Origin of the sequence: Sporosarcina contaminans, assembly GCF_042679045.1 — a bacterium.
Taxonomy (GTDB): Bacteria; Bacillota; Bacilli; order Bacillales_A; family Planococcaceae; genus Sporosarcina; species Sporosarcina contaminans.
Map to the genome: position 1 here is coordinate 1 of NZ_JBHTLT010000027.1, position 19590 is coordinate 19590.

Sequence of the window (19590 nt, forward strand, 5' to 3'; positions counted from 1 at the left end):
CCACCTGTTCTATTTTAGGGACTTATTGGACAGCCCCTACAGTTCTTTTAAGGTTTGTAGTCATGAGATAGGTGGTTGCCCAGCTTGGCTTGAAAACGCTTGTCAGACAAGGCGCGAAGTCGAGCGAAGACCCCACCTAACAGGATCGATAAGATATATTTCATTCCGAAACCTCCCACTTTTGAAGTTAGACGGATGAATCGTGTTGAAGTTACGACAATTCCCCATTGACACTCCATTCCCAATTTGATACATTCAATTACAATATCTACGATGAAGAGAGTAATGGACGATATTCCTTTAAGCGAATCGGGGGTGGTGGAAGCCCGATGGTAAACGTTCATGAAGCGCACTTCGGAGATGCTTTTCTGAATGAAGTAGGAGAAGCCGGTGTCTCGCCGTTAGGAGAAAGGGGCCTCTATCCAAACTTATAGAGGTAATTTGAGTGGTACCGCGGAACAAGCTTTCGTCTCATTTATTTGAGACGGAGGCTTTTTATATTTAGTCCAAGAAAAGCATGACAGGTGAAAGGGGTTCATCAAATGAAAAACGATATTCTTTCAGCATTGCAAGCCGCTAGTCCAGTTACAATAACAGAGCAGATGATTGAGCGTCCCTCGCAAGCGGGGTTAGGCGATTTTGCTTTGCCAACATTTCCATTCGCAAAGGAGCTGCGTACTCCTCCAAAATTGATTGCCGAACAGATCGCTAATGCGATCAACCATCCTGCTATTCAAAGAGCAGAAGCTGTAAACGGCTACGTGAATTTATTTCTCAATCGTTCATCCATCGCCCAAAACTTGCTGGACACGATTGGAGAGCAGAAAGCTTCCTATGGTTCTTTGAATGAAGGCAACGGTGCCAATGTACCGATCGATATGTCTTCTCCTAACATTGCAAAGCCTTTTTCCATGGGGCATCTCCGATCGACTGTTATTGGCAACTCCATTGCTTTGCTGCTCGAAAAGATCGGCTATCGTCCGATTAAAATCAATCATATCGGCGACTGGGGAACTCAGTTCGGAAAACTGCTCACTGCCTACCGCAAATGGGGAAATGAAGTCGAAGTCCGCCAAGCGCCTATTAAGACACTATTGCAGCTTTACATCCGTTTCCATGAAGAAGCGGAAGAAGATCCTACCCTCAATGATGAAGGAAGAGCTGCGTTCAAAGCACTTGAAGAAGGAGACGAAGATGCACTTTCGCTTTGGGAATGGTTTAAAACGGAATCATTAAAGGAATTTCAACGCATATATGATTTGCTCGGAGTTTCTTTCGACTCAACTAACGGAGAAGCTTATTACAACGACAAAATGGAGCCTGTCGTTGAAGAGCTATCCGCTAAAGGATTGTTAGTAGAGTCCGATGGAGCATTAGTCGTGGAGCTGTCGGAAGGGATGCCGCCAAGTTTAATCAAAAAATCAGATGGCGCTACTCTCTATGCAACTCGCGATTTAGCCGCTGCATTGGAACGGAAAAAAGTGTATGATTTCACGAAAGCGATTTACGTAGTAGGAAATGAACAAAGCCTTCATTTCACCCAATTAAAGCAAGTGTTGCAAAAGATGGGCTATGACTGGGCAAATACGATTCACCATGTCTCATTCGGCTTCATATTGAAGGACGGAAAAAAGATGTCTACCCGGAAAGGAAAGATCGTTCTGTTAGAAGAAGTTCTGTCGGAAGCAATTTCGCTTGCTGAGCATACAATTGCTGAAAAAAATCCTACACTGTTCAATAAAAACGAAGTTGCACAAGCAGTTGGCGTCGGCGCAATTATTTTTAGCGATTTGAAACAGCATCGCAAGCATGACATCGAATTCAACTTAAGCAGCATGCTTCAAACCGAAGGAGAAACCGGACCTTACATTCAATATACGCATGCAAGGGCAAATTCCATTTTGCGCAAGGCTGGTATTACCGGACCGTTTACAGTTGAACAAGTGAATGACTATGAATGGGCGATTTTCAAGCTACTATATGCTTTTCCGTCTGTCGTGAAACGGGCAGCAGAAGATTTGGATCCTTCCATCGTAGCTAAATATGCAATTGACCTTTCACAATCATTCAATTCATTTTACGGAAACGTCCATATCCTTTCCGACTTGCCGTTAAAAAATTATAGAATCGCACTTGTTCAAAGCGTTGCTACTGTCCTACAGGAATCATTACGCCTTTTAGGGATGAAAGCACCAAAAGAGATGTAATTCATTATAGGGAATAGAACTTGATTTTACCCACGGTGGCGTATTAAGTTCTTTCCCAGCTGCATTTTGTCATTTGAATGCCTAATCTCCAAGCATTCAAATGATCACGCAGCAAGTCTTCCTCTCGCAGCGATATTCGGCGTGGCAATATTCGTTGTTTGAAACTTCCATTCAACCAATGCTGCTCCGGAAAACGCAAAGTCTCCTTGCATTGATTTCCACATAATCGATTCGCGCTGTCCCGATAAAAGAATGCTGGCCCACCTGAAGCTATTTGGCATTGCAAAAGATGTTTCATAAGGCTGACGGCAGATACTTCAACTTTTCGGATTATAGGGTGCTGTACGCAGGCATCATACTTCTCGTGAAATGCACCGATTTCTTTTTCATCATAAACATCTGGTAACGAAAACCCCATAACCTCCTTAATCTGTCTTAAATCAAATATAAAAAATGATCCATCCGCTTCCACTTGCCGCATAAACAAGTCAGGAATGCAGACCCCTTTCAACGGCAACTCATTCGATAGAAAGGCGAAAACATCAAGATGGAAAATGTCTATATAAAGCCGACTGAAATTACTATTCATTGCCATCATCGCCTTTTGCAATGGAGCCTCTCCAACATACTCCATATAGAGCATTGAACTGAATTCTTCCGCGGTGTGCAGTCTCATCACATTGTCTCCTCCCACTAAAAAGCGATCTGTTCCACCAATCGGGTGGAGCAGATCGCTCATATTGTTCGTAGGAAACTAAACGGAATCGGCCGAAAAAATGCCATGCCGAAAAATCCGTTCGCTCCCCCCTCTCAACCCCCGAAGAAAGTGTCGCTTCAACGATAGACGGCAGGTCTCCTGGCTTTCGCTTCATCCTTCCTCCCTGCCTTCCCGTCTTTTGACAGTGGCATTTAGGGGGAAGTCGGCGATTACAGTTGCGGGGACAGCTCCGGATTTCCGGATTCCCTATTAAACCGATTTCGGTACCGCTCTATCGTTCATATTCGTATTCTTTTACTTCATTTTACCATCAATTGACCGCAATGCAATCCTATAACTTAAGATAGTTGGAAACGACCTACGATTTCGCGCAATTCACCTGCGATTTGTTTCATTCGATTTGTAGATTCTGCAACACGTTCAAGCTCGCTTTGCTGTGTTGCGGAAGATGCGCTCACTTGCTCTGCGGAAGCCGCAGTCTCTTCAGATACTGCAGACACACTTTGAATCGAAAGAAGTGCTTGATCGCGATGTGATAGCATTTCAGCAAGCTCTGACGAAAACTCTGCAATTGCTTCACTCATTCGCTCCGTCAATTCAGCATTGCGTGCAAAGGAAGCTTCCGTGCTTGAGACCGATTCGTTTTGACCTTCCATCAATGCTAAGTTAGAAGCAACGACTTGTACAGTTTGTTGAGATTCTTCTAAAATTTCCTGTACAGTTTTTTGAATCACTTCAGTTTCTATTCTCGACTGCTCCGCCAATTTGCGAACTTCCTCGGCAACAACCGCAAACCCTTTCCCATGCTCACCGGCACGCGCCGCTTCAATGCTTGCATTCAGCGCCAACAAATTCGTCTGTGCAGTAATATCGTGGATGGAAGCAATGACTTGATCGATTGAACTAATTTTCGATGCCAATGCATCCATTTGCTGACGAACTTTTTCATTCATTTCATTCATCGAACTATTATGTTCACGCAAATTCTCTACTTCAGACATACCCGTTTCAGTTGAAGCAACCGTTTGATTCGAAAGCTCTTTCATATTTTCTGAAAGAGTGGATAATGCATTGATCTGCTCAGCTAAATCGGCCATTCTACGCCCAGTCTCTTCCGTATCCTCAGACTGCTTCGAAGCACCTTGTGCGATTTCGTTCGTCGCCAATGAAACCTCTTCACTGGAAGCGACAACTTCTTCAAACGCTTGATGTACCCTTGTCGTGGAATCATTCAATTCGATCGATGACTCACGAACTGCATGAATCGCCTCGTTCGTTTGGCGCAGCATATTATTATACGCAAGTGTGACAGCACCGATTTCATCATTGCCTACCTTGCTTTCATCGACATAATGTGTCATATCCCCTGCAGCCGCTTGTTCAATCGATGTTTGCAGCATTGAGAGTGGTCTCATCTGTTTGAAAATATACCAAGCCGTTACAGCCGCCATTAAAATTACCATTACAATACCAAAAATCACTGTCATGAGAAGGACATAATTAAAGGTTTCCATTATTTTCGACTTTTTAATAGATGTTTGCACTGTCCACGTTTCATCGATTCCTTCTAACATGATCGGTGCAAGAACATTAAACGCCATTTCGTCCAAGTTATCCGATTCGGCATATAACGAACCTACTTGCCCTTCGTCAAGCTTCGATTTCATTGCATCCCAGTCCAATAGACTACGCAAATCCGTGCCATTCAAATCCTCTGTTAAACTATTCGCTGTTATTTCACCATTATCCGTCAAGATAGTAGCGTAACCGCCTTCCGGTGCAATGGATGAGACTAAGTCAGTTAAGAATTCAACCGACAAATCTGTCGTCAATACACCGAAAAACTGACCATTCTTATCAATTAACGGTACTGAAATCGTCGTCATCGATATCGTCTGACCGCCTGCATCATACGAATACGGCTCAGTCAGCACAGCTCGTTTTGAGCTTTTAGGCACTTGATACCAGTCACCGTCTCCTTCCGTCTCATATCCTCTTACTGCTTCTATTGTAATTCCATCGCCATCTTTGTATAAGTAAGGAATGAAACGGTCTTCATCATCAAATAACCCTTTATCGGCATCATCGTCAATTGGAATGGAACCCTTTTCCAAAATCGCTGCCACACCCATTGCATCTTCATTCGATGCGAGATTGTTTTCTATGACATCTAAAACTTCTTCAGTTGTCAATTTTCCATCGGCTTGCAGTGTTTCAAAAATACGCTTCGTAGTATTCAAAATTTGATTCGTTTGACTAAATCTATTACTTATTTCTTTCGCATAAAAATTAGTATTTTCAATTGCAAATTCTTCAGCGTCATTTGAGCTCTCCTTATGAATAATAGAGCTTGTCGTAAATGTATAGGCGATAAAAAGGATCAAAAATAGACCGATAATCAGCCCCGACAATTTCCAAGCAATACTTCTCTGTTTCTTCAATTCAGTATCCTCCTACAAAACAATTCTAATCATCACAAAATCAATGCAACATAGAAATGAATGGATCTAAATCCGACTTTTACACGACGTACGAGCAGCATGCTCTTATCGAAATGCCCTATTTTACACATCAGAGCTTTTATACGTCGATCGTCTCAATGATATGTGCGCTTCAACTCTACTCACTTCCACAAATTCATAAAGGGAATTATGAGCGCAGAAAACTGCTTAAAAACGCATAATGCATCATAGAAACGCATACTACGTAAAAATTGCGCATAACTACTTCTGACACGCGCGGAAAGCAATGCAAAATCAGATACTTCTTAACTCAAAGGCGCGTGACTGTTAGTTAAGAAAAATTACCGTCATCCTACGGCATATGTACCTAAAAACAGCGAGATAAATTGCTTCAATTATCACCTTTCCTTATCCTCATTTCTTCATAAAAAATCAACAATAAAAAACTATTAATCTACTGAGAATTATACCATTTTCATAACCGAAAACATAGCTAAATACCTAAGATAATGCTATTTATAGTATTTAAGTCCTCTCAATTTTTTCGACATGCAAAAAAGCATCCCATTCACCTTTCAAGGGATGCTTTTCAAATATTATCGATTACAAATATCGATCACTAACTGTACAGATTGCGCTGACTTATCAAGCGCCTTTTTCTCTTCTTCCAATAATGGCAATTCAATCACGCTTTCAATGCCATTGCCGCCTAAAATGGTAGGCACGCCTAAATAAATATCGTGATAGCCATATTCACCTTCCAAATAAGCAATGGATGGCAAAATGCGCTTCTTGTCTTTAATGATTGCTTCAGCCATTTCAACAAGCGAAGCTGCAGGGGCGTAATACGCACTGCCGTTGCCCAATAGGGAAACGATTTCTCCCCCGCCTTTTCTCGTCCGATCGACAATTGCCTGCAAACGATCCGCAGGAATAATCTTTTCAAGCGGAATGCCTCCCGCATATGAATAGCGGACAAGCGGCACCATATCGTCTCCATGACCGCCTAAAACGAACCCAGAAATGTCTTCAACAGAGATATTCAATTCTTCCGCCACGAATGTATTAAAACGAGCTGTATCCAGTACGCCAGATTGGCCAATTACACGATTTTTAGGGAAGCCGGTTGTTTTATAGCAAACGTATGTCATCGCGTCTACCGGATTACTTAAAATAAGTACCGTGCTATCTGGAGCATAACGCTTAATTTGCTCAGATACAGCACGCATGATTTTCGCGTTTGTCGCTACTAAGTCATCCCTGCTCATACCTGGCTTTCTTGCAATTCCAGCTGTCACAATCACCATATCTGCGTCTTGAATATCTTCATAGTTGGAAGTACCAATGATTTTCGCATCAAAGTTTTGTACGGGGCCAGTTTGAAGAAGATCCAGAGCCTTCCCCTTTGTAGGGTTGACCAAATCAGGAATATCTACTAACACGACATCGCCCAACTCTTTTTGCGCAAGCATCAATGCAACTGTCGCACCAGTGTATCCTGCCCCGACAACAGCAATTTTATGTCTGCGAAAAGCCATATCCACTCATCCTTTCCGCGATTATGATTTCTTCGTTGTTTTCGGTTTTGAAGCTTTCTCAGGTTCCGCCAATTTTTCTTGCTTCTCGGCAGATTGCTGTTCAACCTTCTCATTAGGCTTCACCATTCCATAGACGGACTCATCCGGTCTTGGAATAACATGAGCGCCCAACAATTCGCCGACTCTTGCCGCAGCATCCTTGCCTGCATCTACTGCCGCTTGAACAGCACCAACATCGCCTTGCACGATAACTGTCACAATGCCGCCATCAACTTTCTCTTGGCTGACCAATGAAACATTGGATGCCTTAATCATCGCATCTGCCGCTTCAATGGAGCCGATCAAACCTTTCGTCTCAATCATCCCGATCGCTTGACTCATCGTAATCGCCCCTTTCCACTTCAGTCGAATCAATGATTCCTATGATGACCGCATCAATAGGAATCGGATTATCTTTCATAATGTAACGCGAAGAGCCTCCGCTCGTAACAAGGACATCATCACCTATGCCCGCACCAATCCGGTCTGCCGCGACAAACTGCGTCTGGTTCGGCTTTCCGAAAGCATCCAAAGGCTGAACGATTAATAACTTCAATCCTTGCAAGCCATCTTCTTTACGCGTAGCCCAAACATTACCAATCACTCTTCCCATTCGCATGCGTCATCACACCTTTTACTTAATGGAAATCACTTTTCCGATCTCTCTTGCTGTATCTTTTGCAAGTGCCGTCACAATCGTTCCTTTATCGACAACGATTTCATCTTCTTGAATGGCACGAATGTCTTCATTTGAAAGCAATTTCTTTTTGAAATAAAACGCTTTTTTCTCTGGTGGCACCTGAACTTCATTATGCGTAGCAACTACGTCATTTGAACGCTCAACACCCGGCTTTCTTAGCTTGCCGATTGTTCCTTGCGTAATAAACCCTGCATTTGCTTCGTCCGTATCTATATGCATTTCCAGTCGATAGCGCTCAGAGACTCGAATTTTCACTTGATTAAACGAGATTGGACGAATCCCTTCGACATCTATCGTAACAAAATCGCCGTCCCGCACGCCTAACCGGTCTGCGTCTTTCGGTTCCATATGAATATGGGATTGGGCGACAATTAGCCCTTCATCCAAATAAAGGCTGCCTTTCGGCCCGATCAACGTAATGCCTGCAGATCTCGCAATATTCCCGGATTCGCGAAGCGGTGGCTTGACGCCTAATTTCATAGCATCAGTCCAGCTCACTTCCACTTGGGACAATGAACGGGCAGGGCCAAGGATCCGCACTTTTTCGATGCTTCCCCTTGGACCCGCAATGACAACTGTTTCATTTGCAGCGAATTGACCCGGTTGAGACAAATCGGATCGTTTCGTCAGCTCATATCCTTTTCCAAACAGAACTTCAATATGCTCCGGTTTTAAATGCACATGGCGAGCGGAAACAGCAATTGGAATTTCATTGTTCGACAGTTTTGGCTCTTGCTTTTGAAGCTGGTCCATCACTTCTCCAACGATTCTTTCAATCAACTGCTGATCCATATTCATCCGCCTTTCAATAGCCGCCGATCATTGACGGCATTATCGTATCCGATTCTATTAATCAGTTTTCTTTAGGCAAGATCATTTCTAATTCGTTATGCGGTCTTGGGATTACGTGTACTGATAGCAATTCCCCAACACGTTGTGCAGCTGCTGCACCTGCATCTGTCGCTGCTTTAACTGCGCCTACATCACCGCGAACTAATACAGTTACGATACCGCCACCGACATGCACTTTTCCGACTAAGTTAACGCTTGCTGCTTTCACCATTGCGTCTGCTGCTTCGATCGAACCGATAAGACCTTTCGTTTCTACCATTCCTAATGCTGTACCTTCTCTATTCATGTTTGTTTCCTCCTAATAGGTTTATTTAGATAATTGTTTAACAATCTCACTCACTAAGTTTTTGACCATTTCAGGGTCGATTGAATCTTTTGTATCCACTTGGCCCATTACATGAGAAACGACTTGATCTTCTACAGATGCAGAAGTTTCTGTATGTCTTGGCAACTGGACATCTTTAATGCCATACGCCATGCGTTTCGTGTTCATTAGATGTCTTGCTGTAACGTTGTCCGAAACAATATTGCCACCGAACGAACCGCAGCCCAATGTAAGCGACGGCATAAGGCCTGTCGTTCCGCCAACTGCACCGACAGAAGACATCGTATTGACTAAAATTCTTGAAACCGGCATTTCAAGTGCGAATTCACGTGCAATCGAGTCCGTTTCTGTATGAATGGACAAGGAATGCCCTTTTCCTCCGTTTTCCAATAAACCGTGGCAAAGCTCCTTCGCATGCGCCAAGTCTTCCGCTACGTAAAGAGCGAAGACCGGTGATAGCTTCTCAAGAGAGAATGGCACGTCTTTACCGATTTTCGTTTCCATCCCGACGATAATGCGTGTATTTTCTGGAATGGAGATGCCAGCCATTTTCGCTATCGTTTGCGGGCTTCGGCCAACAATTTTCGGATTCACTTTTCCTGGAGCTGGGGAAACAACTTTTTCCATAATTGCTTTTTCTTCGTCAGACAGTATATACGCACCATTTTTCTTCAACTCGCGTTTTACTAAGTCCAAGACATGTTTGTCAACAACCATCGCTTGTTCAGTTGCACAAATTGTTCCGTAGTCAAAGGACTTACTGTTGACGATATCTTCCACAGCTTTGTCGATCTTAGCAGAGCGTTCAATGTAAACCGGGACATTTCCAGGTCCAACCCCATAAGCAGGTTTTCCTGAGCTGTATGCCGCTTTTACTAAAGCGCCTCCGCCTGTCGCCAAAATTAAGTTAATATCTTTATGCTTCATCAATTGCTGCGTAGCTTCCATAGAGGACATTGTCAAACATTGAATTAGACCTTCCGGAGCTCCTGCCGCAACTGCTGCTGCATCACAAACTTTCAATGCTTCATGCGTGCAGTTCACCGCGTATGGATGCGGGCTGACAACAATTGCATTTCTTGTTTTCAATGAAATCAACGTTTTGAAAAAAGCAGTAGACGTCGGGTTTGTTGTTGGGATAATCGCTGCCACGACACCGAATGGTGCAGCAATTTCTACCACTTTATTAATTTTGTCTTCACTAATGACACCGACAGTTTTCAAGTCTTTAATGCTTTCATAAACATCTCTTGAACCGACTTCGTTTTTAATTTTCTTATGGGCTGCAACACCCATTCCTGTTTCCGCTACAGCTAATTCACCAAGTCGAGCGGATTCCTTAAATGCTGCGTCTGCGACGGCTTTAACGATTTTATCCACTTGTTCTTGAGAATAACTCATGAATTTCTGCTGAGCTTCTTTTGCAGTTTTTACTGCTGTGCGCATTTCTTGCAGTGCCAATAAATCAGCATCGATTGCTTGTACCAAATCGATCACTCCTTCCTTCGCTCTGGTCAGTAACTGATCGGGTTCCTGGCCATGTTCATAACAGCTTCCCTAAAAGCGTCTGTCGCCGCTTGGCAAGAAGACTGGCTGCCCGTCAGCAGTCCGCCGCCAAAGTTCGTTTCAGACGGTGGGGAAAAGAATTCACACAATGTTACATCTGCCGCTTTCATGGCGGCATCTATGCCGACAATCGCTTCCATCGGCGGGGCGATTAAGTAAGATAGAGACTGCCCGACCGGAATACCTGCCACCTCAGCCAAGTAGCTTCCACAGCTTGAAACAGTGTGTGCATAAAGCACATGATCCGGATTGCCATTGATCGCCTCAAAATACGCGTCATGTTCCACAACGATGCGTATCGCATCTAGACCGCTTTTCACTTCTTCAGGAGAGGGACCCGCAATGACGCCGATGAACTCTCCCGATAATGGACCGGAAGCATGTGCAGATCCGGCATAAAAACTTTTTGCATAGACGACTTCGACATCAGCTTTCTTTGTTGCTTCGTCGATAGCTGTATAGCCAACATCATCAATCGTCATCGTGACCAATCCGATGCTCCGTTGATATGGTTTCAACTCAAACTTCTTGGCAAGACCTTCATCCACATTCGGAATGACTTGCATCGCCAAAATGTCAGCTTGAATCTTTCCAGTCATTTGCAAACCTCCTATCCTTCTTTTTTCACTAAGGAAACGCCGCTCGCTTCATATTTCAGCACTTTTTGGATGACAGTACCTAAGTATGCACCCGCCTCAACCGGAGGAATGCCTCCTTTATGAATATTCGAGATGACCATCCGATCCGCTTCGATCGTGCCGATCCGGGGCTTATAGCATAGATAGGCACTTAAAGATTCTGCGGAGACCAACCCTGGGCGTTCTCCAATTAACATGACAACAACGTCCGGCTGTAGCATCTCTCCGATCTCATCCATAAGGGCAACCCTCCCCTTATCAATATAGAAAGGAGTACCTACTTCAATGTTCAAGTTGGCAAGGGATTGCTGCAAAGATAAAAAGACGTCTTTCAAGTTCTCTTCAATTGCTTTTGCACTCAAACCGTTTGACGCGACAATTTGGACAGTTGGGGCATGCTTGCATTTTTCTTTCACAATCGCTTTAGAGTCATCGGACAACCTTCTGCCTAAATCGGGGCGTCTAATATATTCCTCTTTATCCTTTACTTTTGAATGGACTTGGAAAAGATTCAATTGCTGCAGCAAATCGTCTGGCACTTCACCATAAACCGCGTCAACCGCAGCTGCATGATCCAATCTGAATTGCAGCCATGCATTCGTTTTCGGACGGGAACCGGCCCGGCCGACACCAACTCTTGCAGGAGTTTTCTTCCGCAACTCTTCAAGATTTACATGTTCTGCAGGTTGTTCTTTTCGAGCTACCTTGCACGAATCGTTTGTATTCACAGTTTTAACGGCTGGCGCTGCTACGTTCTTTTCTGCCGTATTGTGGAAAGTGACTTTTCCATCAGGTACTCTGTCTGCGGATTTTGTTTCGACCGATTGCCCTGCAGGTCTATCCGAGAACAATTTCACAGGCATTTCCCTATCGCTTGGGCTGGATTGCCCTTGCTTAGCCGTCTGTAATTTCTCGACAACCATCTTCGTAATTTGTTCAACTAACTGTTCATTCACAACCATCCACCTCCTATCGGTCGAAAATCGTCAAGTCGCCTGCGCGGGCGCTCAGACGGCCATCCTCGTAGATGCCCATTTTTTCAAGCCATTTCAAATAGTCCGGTGCGGGCGTTTTGCCCATTGTTCTTAAAAGTGTAGCAACATCATGATAGCTCATCGATTGATAGTTCAGCATGACGTCATCGCCCATCGGTGCAGCAATAATGAAATTCACGCCTGCCGCAGTTAGCAATACGCCTAAGTCTTCAATATCATTTTGATCCGCTTTTATATGGTTCGTATAGCAAATGTCTACACCCATCGGAATGCCATGCATTTTGCCCATGAAATGGTCTTCCAACCCAGCACGGATCACCTGTTTGCTGTTATACAAATACTCTGGCCCAATAAAACCAACGACCGTGTTGACGATGTATGGGTCATAGTGTCGTGCGAAGCCATAATTCCGCGATTCCAATGTAACTTGGTCGATTCCGTAATGTGCCTCTGCTGAAAGCTCAGAACCCTGGCCTGTTTCGAAGTACATTACTTGCGGCCCTGTACCAGTGCCTTCCTTCATCGCTAAGTCTTTTGCTTCCGCAATCAATTCCGCAGATATTCCGAATGAGCGATTAGCTGCTTCTGTTCCTGCAATGCTTTGGAAAACCATATCTGCAGGCGCACCTTGCTGGATCGCTTTCATCTGTGTCGTTACGTGTGCCAACACACAGTTTTGTGTCGGAATTTCCCATTCGTTAATGAATTCTTTCGTTGCATTCAAAACACGTTTGACACTCTCGACTGAGTCATCTACCGGGTTGACACCGATCACCGCATCCCCAATTCCATATGATAATCCTTCCTTTAGAGAAGTGATGATGCCGTCGATGTTATCCGTCGGATGATTCGGCTGGAGCCTAGAGGAAAGTGTTCCTTTTTGCCCGATCGTAATATTGCAAGTAGACAGGATTTCAATTTTATTTGCCGCATGGACTAAGTCCAAATTCGACATAAGCTTCGCAACCGCCGCGATCGTTTCAGATGTTAATCCTCTGCTTAATCGCTTCAGCTCTCGGTCACCTGTATCGTTGCTCAAAATATATTCGCGCAGTTCCGCAATGCTCCAGTTTTTGATTTCATTGTAAACTCTTTCGTTTATATCGCCTTCAATAATTTGCGATACTTCATCATTCTCAATTGGAATGAGTGGGTTGTTCCGAATATCGCTTACCAAAAGCTCACTGACAACCGCTTTGGCAGCAATTCTTTCTTGAACGGTTTCAGCGGCAATTCCCGCCAAACGATCTCCCGATTTTTCCTCATTCGCTTTCGCCATTACTTCTTTCAGGTCTTTGAACACATAGCGTTCTCCACCCAAAACTGTTGATAAATTCAATTGCAACCCCTCCTTTACGCCGAGTGGAATGTCAGCGTTTTCACGACTACCGGCACAACTCCTGAATCAAGTGACTTGCCGATGTCTATGTAATCGCCTGTTTCGACGTCGATTTGATCGATGCAAATGATACTTTGCCTAACATTCATCGCCGTCAATGTTTGCCCGATCACTTTTGCATGATCGGTTTGCACACATAGGATAATCGGCTGATCAGGGTCTGGTCGGCTTTCCATCATTTGAATAATAGCCTTTGCCAATGCTTGGATATCTTTGAAGCCCATATAAGGCAGCTCTGAAATATACAGCGCAAAATTTTGCCCTTCTTCAGTCGAGTCATATAGTGCAATCGCATGCTGGATCGCTTCGTCTAACCGATTCAATCCTTCCTGCAAGTCATGATGAAAACTATATTGATAAATAGGCACATTTTTTAAGGGCAGTTCATGTGATGCAACTTGGATCGTCGCGCCGCTAATTTCTGTCGTTTGAGTTCCTGCACCTAAAACAGTCGCCCGCACTGTCTCAATCGGCTCCTGCCACTGAAAAGCTTTAAGCATCTCGTTGTTCATCAATGAATTCGCCAGACGGATACCAATGTCATCATAATGAGCAACTTGTTCGTGTTCCGCTTCGTGGCGATACATACATTCCGAAATGCCGCCCGAAAAAACAATTGTATCGACATCTTCTTGCCAATTCGGCAAATGGCCTAATAATAGCACTTCGTCTTCTGGACGAGCTTGACGATTCAAGATACGCGCAAGAGACCCTGCCATGAATTCCGTCGTAAACTGAACAGCCGTTTCGTTAATCGGCTCTCCTGCCTCCAAACTGATGTCATACGATTCGAGAAGCCTTTTAACAGGAGGGGAGATAGATGAAACCCGGCCATTATTAAATTCGATGAGCCTACCACCGATATGCATCGTACAAGTGCCTAACAACTGTTTATCTTTATAAACAGCAATATTTGCTGTCCCACCGCCGATATCGATATTGGCAATCACTTTCCCGCTCTTTCCAGAAGATTCGTAGGCTCCAGAGCCCTTTGCGGCAATGATTCCTTCTAAATCTGGACCCGCAGTAGCAACTAAGAAATCCCCCGCCTCACTCGACAAATGATGCAGCATTTCACTTGCATTTCGCTTTGTCGCTGTTTCACCTGTTATGATGACAGCCCCTGTCTCGATTTGCGAAGGAAGGATGCCCGCCAGCTCATATTGTGAACGGATAATCTCTTCGATCCCTTCCACATCGATCGTAGAATAATCTTTTAAAGGCGTCCTGAATACTGGACTTTTATAAAGAATTTCTTTGTCCACAATTTCAATCCTCGGAACATGGGTCGTTCCAGCTGTATTCATCAATGAAAAGCGGCTAATGATCAACTTCGTTGTACTTGTGCCAATATCAATTCCGGCACTCATGATTGATTCATGTTTTTTACTGAAATTGTCCAAGGATTACACCTCGTTTCCCCATAATCACTTCCCGCAGTTTCATAAGTAGAACAGGCATAGGAAGAGAAAAAAAGACACCTTTACAACTCGAAGTGCCACATGGGCCCTTCAAGGAGTAAAGGCGTCTTTGCCGATTTTCATGAACTTGTATGACTTCAATATATCAAACTTACAAAGTTGTGTAAAGTCCTAAAGGCTGTTGCTACCAATGAATTTCAATTGCTCATCAGACGCTTCTGTCACATACTTTTGCAGCTCCGCCATATTATTTATTTTTATCAATTCCTTAAGATGATTGATCCCAGTGCCGGCTACAGAAGATGTAATAACGATCGGCCCCCTATGGATCACATCTTGCAACATGCGTACAGCGCGCTCAACATCTGCATCGGGATGATCACTCTTCGTCACAACCCCGATCGGTAGCTTCGGAATCCCCGAACTAAATCCCGGCGGAAAAATTGTTTTGCTATTAGTTGCATCTTGCAAATAAAAGATATGAGTCACTTCTAACGCTGTCGCCATAATGTTCTTATAGAATAACGGATTCTCCGTATATTCTCCAGGCGTGTCCACAATCCAATCATTGTAGACAAGTGCCTGTGTTTTAACAGCATCCGTTTGTTTGTCTAATAAAGCATTGGTCAGCGTAGATTTGCCCGCTCCGACAGCTCCGATCAACATCGCTTTGTTTTGCATGGCATGTACACATCCTTACGATTTCGTAATTGGTGATGGCGTATATCCCAACATTTCAGCCAAAAATCGATTGATTTCCTCCATCGCCATTTCGACCTCAGAAACACTGCCAACGATGACTAAACTTCCTGTAAATCTATCTAAGAAACCTAATTTCACATTTGCTGATTTAGTAGCCAAATCACCAGCAATAATAACCGTTTCACTTGGCGTACACGTCATAATTCCAAGCGCACCCGCTTCTTGAATGCCTAATTTCTGAAACATATCTGGATCAGGATTGGCGATAAGATGACTAAGCGTCAGTTGTTTCCCCGGTACAAATTCCTGTATAAACCGTTTCTTCTCTTCGCTCATACTTACACTTCCTTTATCCTATTTTAAGAGTTCGTCAATACTGCCTCGTTTTCTTTTACTTCTTTGTTAACGGGCTCCTCAACATTTTCCTCTTCTTGGCGTTCAGCATTTACTTCCTTTTTATCATCTTCAAGATATTCTCCTGGTCGAATGACTCCTTCTTCACGATCCTTTGCTTCAAGTTTCAATGCAGTCGGAACGGAAAGCTTGTACGCAATAGCAATCGCACAAATTCCGGCAATCAATTTACCCAAGATAACCGGTAGAATGATCGTTGGCTGGAAGTTTGCCGTAAAGGATAAATGGTCTCCTAAAAGGAATGCCGCACAAACCGCAAAGGCAATATTTATTACTTTATCTTTTGGCTTCATATCGCGAACTAATGAGAACATCGCCAAAATATTCGCCATAGTTGCCAAAATCCCTGCACTACCCGCAGAAGATAAGCCTAATTTGCGGCCAGCCGCTTCCAACGGTTTTGCACCGTATTTACGCAGCAAGTAAACCATCGGAAACGCACCAGCTAACATTATACCGATATTACCAGCTGTTTCAAGCGCGCGAAACTGGTCTTCCTCGTCTGCCATAATTGGATCGAAGCCCCAAGCGCCGAACAAAGAAGAAAATACTCCTGTGAAAACTTCGACAATTGAGAATACAAGAACTAACTTAATGGCAGCATCCATTACACGTCCAAAAATCATAAAGATGTTAATCATAGCACGCGGGAAGAATTTCAATCCCAATGCAATTAGCACTACAAATATGATCAAAGGTAATAAATTAATTAAGATTTGCAAAAAGCTAATCGTGAATGCATGATTCGAAGCTGCTGTTGTACTAATGACTTCACGGACATCCGTGTTGAAAATTAAAATTAATGATGAAGCAATGAAAGCCCCGATCGGAATTGTCAATACACCCGACATGACCCCTAATGCCATATATTTATGGTCGCGCTTATCTAACATCGCAAGTCCCATCGGTATGGAGAAGACGATTGTCGCACCAGACATGAATCCTACAACTAAAGCCATAACCCAACCTTCATAGGAGGTTTTTAGCGCATCAGCTAAATGATACCCACCCATATCCGATGCAAGAATTGTTGTAGCTGCAATAGCAGGGTCTGCTCCTATCGAATCAAAGATTGGACCGATAAATTTACTAATGAACCAAGTTAAATATGGAATAGATGCCATAATACCCGCCGCTGGCACAAAAATATGTCCAACTGCATGAATACCGGACATGAACTCTTTACCAAGTCCTTCATCCGGATTTTTAATTGCGGCAAATGCCCCTAAAACCGCACAGATCATAATGATCCAAACTATGACCGTTCCGATCATTTCCATTCAACTTTCCCCCTTTTTATAAGAATAACGAAAGGCTATTTTCAAAGAAAACGTAATATTTCCCTACACTTCACCACCTTTCCATTTCTTTGAAAAATCAACAGAATTTCTATCGAAAAACAGCAAAAAGACGCCTAAAGAAGACTTCTCTTTAAGCGCCTTTGCTTATGAATTATTCACTTCTATCAAAACTTAATTGTTTTATAAATGGATCCTTATTAAATACAAGAAATGAACTTCTTGGTTTGATCGGCCAGCCATTCACTTATATGATTCAATAATTTCTTTGGCAACCGACTCCATTGTCATTTGCCGAGACATACTATCGTCTCTCATTTTCTTGAAAGCGTCTTGCTCGGAAAGCTGTTCCGCATCCATCAACATCCCTTTTGCACGCTCAACAAGCTTTCTTTTTTCGACTTGCTCCTTTGCACGCCGAATATCCGTCTTGAGCCGCTTCGCCTTATCGGCTTGATGGAGAGCTACTTCCACCGCTGGAATTAAGTTCACCTCAGAAATCGGCTTGACTAAATAACCTACAATATTGTCCTGCTGCGCCTGTTCAATGAATTCCCTTTGGCTATAGGCTGTTATAATTAAAATTGGCAAATCCAATTGGCTGCCAATTATTTGGCTCGCCTTTAAACCGTTGATCTTCGGCATTTTTATATCCATCAATAAAAGGTCCGGTCTATGTTGGAACGCTAGTTCAATTGCACGGTCTCCATCTCCAGCTTCAGCAACGACTTCATAGCCGTGATCTTCCAATGTCATTTTGAGGTCCATGCGGATAATCGATTCATCTTCCGCTATCAATATCCTCTTTTTCATGAAAAATCTCCACCTCCGGACTTACAGGAAATATGATGACCGCATGCGTACCTTTCTTTGTCGGTGCATAATGAAAATCTCCATTTAAATCATTCGTGACCAAATTCCTAATGATTTCCATCCCTAATGATGACTTTGGATCATTCATACCAACGCCGTTGTCGGTAATATGTAACTCCAAAAATTTTTCATTAGAGAAAAAGTCTACTTGAATCTGGCCTTCATCCCCATGACGAAAAGCATGTTTCAAAGAATTTTGTATTAACTCATTGACAATGAGTGCGATTGAAACCGCTTTCCGTGAGGTAGTTATAATTTTATTGCCATTCGGCTGAATAATCAAGTCTAGTTTTAGCTCCGTTTCATTGATTACCATTGCCGTGCAAATTTTTCTCGTCAACTCTACTATATTTACATCGTCATCATCGGCATGCTCTTTAGCTAAAATAAGTTCATATACAGAAGAAATGCTATAAATCCGATTCAAAGTATCTTCTAAAGAGGATTTGCTTTCCTCGGGCACACCTTGCCGCATTTGTAATCGCAACAGGCTTGCAACAGTTTGCAAATTATTTTTCACACGATGATGGATCTCTTGGATGACGACCGATTTCATCATCAATTCCTTCTCTTTCATCCGCAGCTCTGTCAAATCCTGTATAATGAGCAACGTTTCCTTTGTCTTATCCTTTTTGCTCATCCGGATTTTTTTCACAACGAGGCTTTTCCCGTCAATTGTCAAATCAAAAACGAAGACATCTTCCTGCTGATCATACACCGGTTTTAAAAATGGCATCATTTCAATAATATTCCGGTTTAACGCTTGGTCCGTGTGCCCCATTTCAGAAATGAATTTCAAACCGACAGGATTCGCGTAAATAAGACGATTTTGCTGATCGGTTAATATTAGCATCTCCATAAGCAAATCCGTAACAACATGCATGCCCGACTCGTTCGTCTCATCGGAAACATCGGGAACTATGGAGATATTATCTTTCTGCTGAAAAACGGCAGACTCGACTTCCTTCTCCTGTATAAGCACCCCAATCACTTTATCGCTCTTATTTTTAATAGGAACAACAGTTTGATCGACCGACTTTCCTTCTTGCGTAACAGCCTGATGAATGATTGATTTTTCACCTTTCCGATAGCTATAAAACACACCCGGCTCAAAAGATTCAAAAACGATTTTCCCGACAACCGAATTTTCATAAATTGTATGCTCGGATTGCGGGAACGCTTCTGCAACAACGATTGCATGATCGTTATTTTTTATTTTACAATCAATGAACATGTAAGATTCAGATAAATCCGCATAGAGCTGCAAAGTTGCAGCCACTTCTTTCAAAGTTTCAATATCTTCATCGTTCAAATCTGTGTAAAGGACGCAAAGTTGCTCCAAAGTTGAAGTTTTCATCTTACCCACATCCCAGACCTTTAAATAGACAGACTATTCTACAATCACTTCAAATATTATTATACAGAGGGACTTACAACTTTACA

At 43.2% G+C, this 19590-nt stretch carries 18 protein-coding genes, 1 riboswitch and 1 other annotated feature; of the genes, 1 reads left to right on the top strand and 17 read right to left on the bottom strand.

What is annotated here, in order from left to right:
* The first annotated feature begins 261 nt into the window (after positions 1-261).
* Positions 262-477: a binding site (T-box leader), on the top strand.
* A gap of 65 nt (positions 478-542) precedes the next feature.
* A complete protein-coding gene (gene argS, locus ACFQ38_RS05360; protein WP_336823534.1) occupies positions 543-2207 on the top strand; it encodes an arginine--tRNA ligase in 1665 nt (554 codons plus the stop codon).
* Between the two features lie 43 nt (positions 2208-2250).
* Here argS and ACFQ38_RS05365 read toward each other — a convergent pair whose 3' ends face one another.
* From ACFQ38_RS05365 to ACFQ38_RS05445, 17 genes are all read right to left on the bottom strand, one after another.
* Positions 2251-2883: a hypothetical protein gene (locus ACFQ38_RS05365; RefSeq protein WP_381480030.1), complete on the bottom strand. Its 633-nt coding sequence runs from the start codon at positions 2881-2883 to the stop codon at positions 2251-2253.
* A gap of 153 nt (positions 2884-3036) precedes the next feature.
* Positions 3037-3212, bottom strand: a riboswitch (cobalamin riboswitch).
* Between the two features lie 51 nt (positions 3213-3263).
* Entirely contained in the window at positions 3264-5366 is a 2103-nt protein-coding gene (locus ACFQ38_RS05370) for a methyl-accepting chemotaxis protein (RefSeq protein ID WP_336823535.1), read from the bottom strand.
* A gap of 617 nt (positions 5367-5983) precedes the next feature.
* Entirely contained in the window at positions 5984-6925 is a 942-nt protein-coding gene (gene mdh / locus ACFQ38_RS05375; RefSeq protein WP_381479975.1) for a malate dehydrogenase, read from the bottom strand.
* Between the two features lie 21 nt (positions 6926-6946).
* The gene (locus ACFQ38_RS05380; RefSeq protein WP_381479976.1) at positions 6947-7306 is read right to left on the bottom strand and encodes a BMC domain-containing protein; all 360 of its coding nucleotides are present in this window, start codon (positions 7304-7306) and stop codon (positions 6947-6949) included.
* Positions 7281-7583 carry a EutN/CcmL family microcompartment protein gene (locus tag ACFQ38_RS05385; protein WP_336823538.1) on the bottom strand — a complete coding sequence of 101 codons (303 nt, stop codon included), beginning with the start codon at positions 7581-7583 and terminating at the stop codon, positions 7281-7283. Before ACFQ38_RS05385 ends, ACFQ38_RS05380 begins: the two co-directional genes overlap by 26 nt.
* Positions 7584-7598: 15 nt before the next feature.
* A complete protein-coding gene (locus tag ACFQ38_RS05390; protein ID WP_381479977.1) occupies positions 7599-8456 on the bottom strand; it encodes a phosphate propanoyltransferase in 858 nt (285 codons plus the stop codon).
* Between the two features lie 61 nt (positions 8457-8517).
* A complete protein-coding gene (locus ACFQ38_RS05395) occupies positions 8518-8802 on the bottom strand; it encodes a BMC domain-containing protein (protein WP_336823540.1) in 285 nt (94 codons plus the stop codon).
* Positions 8803-8823: 21 nt separating this feature from the next.
* Positions 8824-10287: an aldehyde dehydrogenase family protein gene (locus tag ACFQ38_RS05400; protein ID WP_336823575.1), complete on the bottom strand. Its 1464-nt coding sequence runs from the start codon at positions 10285-10287 to the stop codon at positions 8824-8826.
* A 68-nt stretch (positions 10288-10355) separates the two neighbouring features.
* Entirely contained in the window at positions 10356-11006 is a 651-nt protein-coding gene (gene eutL / locus ACFQ38_RS05405) for an ethanolamine utilization microcompartment protein EutL (RefSeq protein ID WP_336823541.1), read from the bottom strand.
* Between the two features lie 11 nt (positions 11007-11017).
* Entirely contained in the window at positions 11018-12001 is a 984-nt protein-coding gene (gene eutC / locus ACFQ38_RS05410) for an ethanolamine ammonia-lyase subunit EutC (protein WP_336823542.1), read from the bottom strand.
* A gap of 13 nt (positions 12002-12014) precedes the next feature.
* Positions 12015-13379, bottom strand: coding sequence for an ethanolamine ammonia-lyase subunit EutB (locus ACFQ38_RS05415; protein WP_381479978.1), 1365 nt, complete (start codon positions 13377-13379; stop codon positions 12015-12017).
* Positions 13380-13393: 14 nt separating this feature from the next.
* Positions 13394-14809, bottom strand: a complete 1416-nt coding sequence (locus ACFQ38_RS05420; protein ID WP_381480031.1) for an ethanolamine ammonia-lyase reactivating factor EutA — start codon at positions 14807-14809, stop codon at positions 13394-13396.
* Positions 14810-15031: 222 nt separating this feature from the next.
* A complete protein-coding gene (locus tag ACFQ38_RS05425) occupies positions 15032-15541 on the bottom strand; it encodes a EutP/PduV family microcompartment system protein (protein WP_336823544.1) in 510 nt (169 codons plus the stop codon).
* A 15-nt stretch (positions 15542-15556) separates the two neighbouring features.
* Positions 15557-15898, bottom strand: a complete 342-nt coding sequence (locus tag ACFQ38_RS05430) for a BMC domain-containing protein (protein ID WP_336823545.1) — start codon at positions 15896-15898, stop codon at positions 15557-15559.
* A gap of 23 nt (positions 15899-15921) precedes the next feature.
* Positions 15922-17256 (bottom strand): ethanolamine utilization protein EutH, encoded by a 1335-nt coding sequence (gene eutH, locus ACFQ38_RS05435; RefSeq protein ID WP_336823546.1) that lies wholly within the window; start codon positions 17254-17256, stop codon positions 15922-15924.
* Positions 17257-17517: 261 nt separating this feature from the next.
* On the bottom strand, positions 17518-18087 hold the full coding sequence (locus ACFQ38_RS05440) for an ANTAR domain-containing response regulator (RefSeq protein ID WP_381479980.1): 570 nt from the start codon (positions 18085-18087) through the stop codon (positions 17518-17520).
* The gene (locus ACFQ38_RS05445; RefSeq protein WP_336823548.1) at positions 18056-19504 is read right to left on the bottom strand and encodes a sensor histidine kinase; all 1449 of its coding nucleotides are present in this window, start codon (positions 19502-19504) and stop codon (positions 18056-18058) included. The genes ACFQ38_RS05440 and ACFQ38_RS05445 overlap by 32 nt, the downstream gene beginning before the upstream one ends.
* Positions 19505-19590 lie beyond the last annotated feature (86 nt).

What these genes read in the sequence shown, in the direction of transcription:
- ACFQ38_RS05365 (WP_381480030.1), bottom strand. Translation starts at nt 2,883, where the DNA reads ATGAGACTGCACACCGCGGAAGAATTCAGTTCAATGCTCTATATGGAG.
- ACFQ38_RS05395 (WP_336823540.1), bottom strand. Translation starts at nt 8,802, where the DNA reads ATGAATAGAGAAGGTACAGCATTAGGAATGGTAGAAACGAAAGGTCTT.
- ACFQ38_RS05445 (WP_336823548.1), bottom strand. Translation starts at nt 19,504, where the DNA reads ATGAAAACTTCAACTTTGGAGCAACTTTGCGTCCTTTACACAGATTTG.
- ACFQ38_RS05440 (WP_381479980.1), bottom strand. Translation starts at nt 18,087, where the DNA reads ATGAAAAAGAGGATATTGATAGCGGAAGATGAATCGATTATCCGCATG.
- ACFQ38_RS05425 (WP_336823544.1), bottom strand. Translation starts at nt 15,541, where the DNA reads ATGCAAAACAAAGCGATGTTGATCGGAGCTGTCGGAGCGGGCAAATCT.
- eutL (WP_336823541.1), bottom strand. Translation starts at nt 11,006, where the DNA reads ATGACTGGAAAGATTCAAGCTGACATTTTGGCGATGCAAGTCATTCCG.
- mdh (WP_381479975.1), bottom strand. Translation starts at nt 6,925, where the DNA reads ATGGCTTTTCGCAGACATAAAATTGCTGTTGTCGGGGCAGGATACACT.
- ACFQ38_RS05420 (WP_381480031.1), bottom strand. Translation starts at nt 14,809, where the DNA reads ATGAGTGCCGGAATTGATATTGGCACAAGTACAACGAAGTTGATCATT.
- ACFQ38_RS05430 (WP_336823545.1), bottom strand. Translation starts at nt 15,898, where the DNA reads ATGAGCGAAGAGAAGAAACGGTTTATACAGGAATTTGTACCGGGGAAA.
- ACFQ38_RS05400 (WP_336823575.1), bottom strand. Translation starts at nt 10,287, where the DNA reads ATGCGCACAGCAGTAAAAACTGCAAAAGAAGCTCAGCAGAAATTCATG.
- eutH (WP_336823546.1), bottom strand. Translation starts at nt 17,256, where the DNA reads ATGGAAATGATCGGAACGGTCATAGTTTGGATCATTATGATCTGTGCG.
- ACFQ38_RS05380 (WP_381479976.1), bottom strand. Translation starts at nt 7,306, where the DNA reads ATGAGTCAAGCGATCGGGATGATTGAGACGAAAGGTTTGATCGGCTCC.
- ACFQ38_RS05385 (WP_336823538.1), bottom strand. Translation starts at nt 7,583, where the DNA reads ATGCGAATGGGAAGAGTGATTGGTAATGTTTGGGCTACGCGTAAAGAA.
- argS (WP_336823534.1), top strand. Translation starts at nt 543, where the DNA reads ATGAAAAACGATATTCTTTCAGCATTGCAAGCCGCTAGTCCAGTTACA.
- ACFQ38_RS05390 (WP_381479977.1), bottom strand. Translation starts at nt 8,456, where the DNA reads ATGGATCAGCAGTTGATTGAAAGAATCGTTGGAGAAGTGATGGACCAG.